This is a genomic window from Pseudomonas sp. 05N434, from assembly GCF_056396965.1.
Genome location: NZ_JBFTMK010000373.1, coordinates 1 through 5,609 on the forward strand (window position 1 = coordinate 1; position 5,609 = coordinate 5,609).

Consider the following 5,609-nt stretch of genomic DNA (forward strand, 5'->3'; position numbering starts at 1 on the left):
GGTCTTTCTGCGGGTACTGGCCTTGTTGAAACGGCGAGTACGAGAAGCCGGAGATCTGTTCAGGCCAGTTGGGGGCGGAGACCGGGCGATTGACCAACGCCCAGAAACCGGTGAACAAGGCGGCGATTGCTAGAACCACTACCAGGTTGAGTCCAAATTTACGCGATGACATAGCTTTTTCGGGTTCCAAAGGCTGTGGAACGAAGGAACGGTTGGCGGCCGGCTGCCAGGTGGCAGGGGCGCGCATCCTACACTGGAGGTTCTCTGACCGTACAGCGAACAGGGAAACGCACGACATTGGGCAGTCCAGGTCGACTTAAGTTCTTTGACCAGAGCGTTGTAGTCCAATTCCGATCAATTTTTTGTCAATTAAAGCAGTCGACACCGCCGTTCATAGTGCAAAGATGCTCTTGGCCGCCGACAGCCCTATAATGCGCGCCGGTTTTTGGGGTAATGGTCATGAGTACAGAAGATCCGCGGTTTGCTGGTATCGCCCGCTTGTATGGCATTGAAGGCATGGCGCGCTTGCGCGCGGCCCATGTGGCGATCGTCGGCGTCGGTGGTGTCGGTTCCTGGGCGGCGGAAGCGGTTRCCCGGTGTGGCGTGGGCGAGATATCGCTGTTCGACCTGGACGACGTCTGCGTCAGCAACGTCAACCGTCAGCTGCATGCGCTGGACAGCACCGTCGGCAAGCCCAAGGTCGAGGTGATGGCCGAGCGCCTGCGCGGGATCAACCCGGACTGCACGGTGCATGCGGTGGCGGACTTCGTCACCCGCGAAACCATGGCCGAATACATCACGCCGAACATCGACTGCGTGATCGACTGCATCGACAGTGTCAACGCCAAGGCGGCGCTGATTGCCTGGTGCAAGCGGCGCAAGATCCAGATCATCACCACCGGCGGCGCGGGAGGGCAGATCGACCCGACGCTGATCCAGGTCTGCGATCTGAATCGCACGTTCAACGATCCGCTGGCGTCGAAAGTGCGCTCTACATTGCGCCGCGACTATGGCTTCTCCCGTACCGTGACCCGTCACTACAGCGTGCCGTGCGTGTTTTCCACCGAGCAACTGCGCTACCCGAAACCCGATGGCAGCATTTGCCTGCAGAAGAGTTTTGTCGGGGACGGCGTGAAGCTCGACTGCGCCGGGGGCTTTGGCGCGGTGATGATGGTGACGGCGACGTTTGGCATGGTCGCGGCGACCAAGGCTGTGGATAAGATTGTGGCGGGCGTGCGGCGTCCGGCGGATCGGATCAAACCTCAGGTTTAATGGTTGTGGTTCGATCGTTCCCACGCAGAGCGTGGGAACGATCAGTGCGCTAGCTCACGCATCCGCTGCAACACCGCATTCAAGCCATTGCTACGGGACTGGGACAACTGGCGACCCAGCCCCAGCTGACTGAACCAATCCGCCAAATCCACCTGTTGCAACTCAACTGCGGACAACCCGTTGACCCGCGCCAGCAGCAACGCCACCAACCCGCGAATCAATCGCGCATCGCTGCTGGCGCTGAATTGCCAGTGCCCGTCCTGCAACGTGCCGACCAGCCAGACCTGGCTTTCACAGCCATGCACGCGGTTGGCGTCGACTTTATCCACATCGCTCAACGCAGGCAGACGGTCGCCCCACTGCATCAACAGCCGCGCCCGCTGTTCCCAGCTCGCCGCCTGCTGAAACGTGTCCAGCGCTGTAATGGCATCGACGGGCAAGGTCATCGCAACAACTCCAGGGCCTGATCCAGTGCTTCGAAAAAGCGCTCAAGGTCTTCGGAATTGTTGTACAGCGCCAACGACACCCGAATCGCCCCGGCCAGTTCAAAGCTTTTGAGCAACGGCATGGCGCAATGATGACCGGCGCGCACGGCGATGCCCTGTTCGGTCAGCAAATGCGCCAAATCAGAGTTATGCACACCCTCGACGACAAAACTGGCCAGCGCCAGCTGCGGTTTGCCCAGCAGGCGAATGCCGTTGCGCGCTTCCAGGCCTTTGAGCAGATAGTCATGCAGCGCCGCTTCGTGGGCGGACACGGCGTCTTGATCCAGCCCGGTCAAGTAGTCCAGCGTTGCGCCCAGACCGATCACACTGGCGATCGGCGGCGTACCGGCCTCGAACCCCAGCGGTGCGGACCGAAAGCGAGCATCGTGGTAGTTGGCGTCCAGCACCATTTCGCCGCCGAACTGCCAGGGGCGCAGCTGTTGCAGCGCTTCGTTGCGTCCGAACAGCACGCCCAGGCCATCGGGGCCATAGAGTTTGTGGCTGGAAAACACGTAGAAGTGGCAGCCCAGTGCCTGCACATCGTGCCGACCATGAACCACGCCTTGAGCGCCATCGACCACGGTCAGCGCGTTGTGTGCCTTGGCCATCGCCAACAGCGCGGGCAACGGTTGCCAGGCGCCCAGCACGTTGGACAGCTGGCTGACCGCTAGCAAACGGGTTCGCGGACCGATCAACTGCGCGGCGACATCCAGGTCGATCAAACCGTCGACATTCAGCGGCAGGATCACCAGTTTCAGGTCGCGACGGTGGGCCAGTTGCTGCCACGGCAACAGGTTGGCGTGGTGCTCCAGAGCGCTGATGACAATTTCATCGCCCGGATTGAAAAGGTGTTCCAGGCCATAGGCCAGGAGGTTCAGCGCGGAAGTCGCACCGTGGGTAAAGATAATCTGCCCGCAATCGCCGGCATTGAGCCATTGCGCAACTTTGCGGCGGCTGTCCTCGAACGCCTGGGTGGCATGGGCGCCAGGCAAGTGTTGCGCCCGATGCACGTTGGCCGCGCCGTTGGCGTAGTAATGCGCCAGGGCATCCAGCAGGGCTTGAGGTTTTTGCGTGGTGGCGGCGTTGTCCAGATAGGTCTGGTCTTGCCGTTGCAGTGCGGCGATGGCCGGAAAATCGGCGCGCCAGGGAGAAGGAATCATCATGTTGTTCGGCCCTGGTGACATGGGCGGGTGTACGCCTGACCTTGTAGGAGCGAGCGATGCGGCGCTCCTACAAGGTGATCGTTTGACGCTCTGCTTAGTTGTGAGCGTGCAGCGCTTCGTTCAGTTCGATGGCCGACTTGTGGGTTTTGCACTCCACGGCACCGGTTTCCGAATTGCGACGGAACAACAGGTCAGGTTGACCGGCCAATTCACGGGCCTTGACCACTTTGACCAGCTGATTCTTTTCGTCGAGCAGCGCAACCTTGGTACCGGCTGTCACGTACAGGCCCGACTCAACGGTGTTGCGATCGCCCAACGGGATGCCGATACCGGCATTGGCGCCGATCAGGCAGCCTTCGCCCACCTTGATCACGATGTTGCCGCCACCCGACAGGGTGCCCATGGTCGAGCAGCCGCCGCCCAGGTCCGAACCCTTGCCGACGAACACGCCAGCCGACACGCGGCCTTCGATCATGCCCGGGCCTTCGGTGCCAGCGTTGAAGTTAACGAAACCTTCGTGCATCACGGTGGTGCCTTCGCCCACGTAGGCGCCCAGACGAATACGTGCCGCGTCAGCGATACGCACGCCGGCCGGTACCACGTAGTCGGTCATTTTCGGGAACTTGTCCACCGAGAACACTTCCAGCAGCTCGCCGCGCAAGCGGGCTTCCAGTTGATGCTCTGCCAGTTCGGACAGGTCGATCGCACCCTGGCTGGTCCAGGCCACGTTCGGCAGCAGCGGGAAGATCCCGGCCAGGTTCAGGCCGTGCGGCTTGACCAGGCGGTGGGACAGCAGGTGCAGCTTGAGGTAAGCCTCAGGCGTGGAGCTCAGCTGTGCGTCTTCGGCCAGCAGCGTGGCGACCAGCGGCTTGTGGCTCTCGGCCAGACGGGTCAGCAGCGCAGCTTGTGCAGCGTCGACGCTTTTCAGCGCTTCAGCCAGTTGCGATGCCTGAGCAGTGCTGAAGGCGATGGCCTGATTGCCTTCGGTGTAGCCCAGAACCGGTGCAATGGCAGCGACCAGTTCGGCCGACGGATTGAGCAGTGGCTGCGCGTAAAACACTTCCAGCCATGCGCCTTGACGGTTTTGAGTGCCGACACCAAAGGCCAGGCTGAACAGGGTAGTGGACATGTTGATACCTCTAACAAAATGGAACGGGCTGCCTTACTTGAGTGCGGCCGCGTAGATATCTGGCTTGAAGCCAATCAGGGTTCTGWCACCGAGATCGAGCACCGGGCGCTTGATCATCGAGGGTTGTGCGAGCATCAGTTCGATGGCTTTCGGCTGGTCGAGATCGGCTTTGCGTTCGTCGTCGAGCTTGCGAAAGGTCGTGCCTGCACGGTTCAACACCACTTGCCAGCCGTRCTCCTCGCACCATTGGGTCAGGTGTTCACGGTCGATTCCGACCGCTTTGTAATCATGGAAGTCATAGCCGACAGCGTGTTCATCGAGCCAGGTGCGCGCCTTTTTCATGGTGTCGCAGGCTTTGATGCCGAAAAGGTGCAACGTTTTGCTTGAAACGGTCAAGGAATTGCCCCCTTTGCAGGTGCTGAAAATAAAAGGTGACGGATTATGCCATGACCGGACGGTTTCGCGTCGGCTGTGGTCGGGTTTGTCTTTTTGTCTTGGCAATCGACTGTTCTATGCGACATAGGTGCAACGATCGGCCTGCAGTCTAAGCCGCTAATATGGCACTTCAATGCTGTCGATTGCTCGTGAACCGCGCTTTATGCGCGATTTTGAGTGTACGGCCGTTTGCCCGCAGCTTTGAGTAGCTGACGAGCGAGCGCTTGCGTCGAGACCTGATGGTTGAAGCAGCATTGGCTGGGTTTTTTATTGACGGTGTGGATGAAGTATAAGGCTCTACAATGTGTAGCTTTATATTGACTGTCAGAGGCAGCTTATCCACCCCTGACAGTGTTTGGGTTTATCTCCCGCTGTAAATTTCTGTCATCAGCTTTACGTCGTTTGCAGATAAGCGATTGTTACGCGCTATCGCTACACCGTCGAGAGTAAGTTCAGCCTGGATAGGGTAGTGCATGATTGAGGTGCGGTCATAAGGCGATGTTCGGGTTTTTGGTTTTTCCAATTTTTTTAACAGGTTGGAATAGATCTCCTCTCTTGACCATTTTTGTGTTCGGCTCAGGTACAAGCAGTGCGTCAGTGCCAACAACGGACCAATTCCCTGAATGGAAGTCGTCAGATATCCGGATATCACCCTCTGAACCTTCGACGAAAAGGATGCGAACGTCAAAGACGGCAGGTATCCATTGGTGGATTGCTCCTTGTGTGGCCTCGATGAACCAACGGTTTGTGCTCAGAAAAGCCACTTTTAGTGTCCGACCTTTTTTCCAGAATTTGGTGTGGTCGCCTACAGCGCGTTTTTGTCGGCCTCCTGGTATTGTCTGGGGCGCGTTCGCTAGGTCTTCATTGATTGCCGCATCATAAGAAGCCTGAATATTATCGGGCTCAATGCACTTGCATAAGTTCATACTCGTCATCCTTGTGAGTGTGTTGTTTGAGGTCTCCGTTATTGGAGATGCATTGGTTTGTTTATCTATGTGATTTTGTTTTGGTCTAATGTTCAGGCGGGTTTTATAGTGTGTGTTGCTTGGTGTCGTCAATTGGCGAGCGAAAGGGATATGTAAGTTTTTTTTGTTGGGGTGTTGTTGTGTGTGCTGGGTGTGGAGG

Annotated in this window: 7 protein-coding genes; 1 reads left to right on the plus strand and 6 read right to left on the minus strand. The window is 58.2% G+C overall.

Annotated elements, in window-relative coordinates:
* Positions 1–172: hypothetical protein (locus AC1DLB_RS20930; protein ID WP_477785569.1), on the minus strand; the 172-nt coding region annotated here is incomplete at its 3' end.
* A gap of 281 nt (positions 173–453) precedes the next feature.
* Here AC1DLB_RS20930 and tcdA point away from each other — a divergent pair.
* On the plus strand, positions 454–1,272 hold the full coding sequence (gene tcdA, locus AC1DLB_RS20935) for a tRNA cyclic N6-threonylcarbamoyladenosine(37) synthase TcdA (protein WP_477785566.1): 819 nt from the start codon (positions 454–456) through the stop codon (positions 1,270–1,272).
* Between the two features lie 41 nt (positions 1,273–1,313).
* On the opposite strand, the gene AC1DLB_RS20940 is transcribed toward tcdA, so the two are convergent.
* The 5 genes from AC1DLB_RS20940 to AC1DLB_RS20960 all read right to left on the minus strand — a co-directional run.
* Positions 1,314–1,718, minus strand: a complete 405-nt coding sequence (locus tag AC1DLB_RS20940; protein ID WP_064620073.1) for a SufE family protein — start codon at positions 1,716–1,718, stop codon at positions 1,314–1,316.
* Positions 1,715–2,920 carry an aminotransferase class V-fold PLP-dependent enzyme gene (locus AC1DLB_RS20945; protein WP_477743278.1) on the minus strand — a complete coding sequence of 402 codons (1,206 nt, stop codon included), beginning with the start codon at positions 2,918–2,920 and terminating at the stop codon, positions 1,715–1,717. The genes AC1DLB_RS20940 and AC1DLB_RS20945 overlap by 4 nt, the downstream gene beginning before the upstream one ends.
* 94 nt (positions 2,921–3,014) lie before the next feature.
* Positions 3,015–4,049 (minus strand): 2,3,4,5-tetrahydropyridine-2,6-dicarboxylate N-succinyltransferase, encoded by a 1,035-nt coding sequence (gene dapD / locus AC1DLB_RS20950; protein WP_064620069.1) that lies wholly within the window; start codon positions 4,047–4,049, stop codon positions 3,015–3,017.
* A gap of 33 nt (positions 4,050–4,082) precedes the next feature.
* On the minus strand, positions 4,083–4,445 hold the full coding sequence (locus tag AC1DLB_RS20955; RefSeq protein ID WP_477785567.1) for an ArsC family reductase: 363 nt from the start codon (positions 4,443–4,445) through the stop codon (positions 4,083–4,085).
* A gap of 527 nt (positions 4,446–4,972) precedes the next feature.
* Positions 4,973–5,609 (minus strand): zinc metalloprotease (locus AC1DLB_RS20960; protein ID WP_477785568.1); only part of this gene is annotated, 637 nt, incomplete at its 5' end.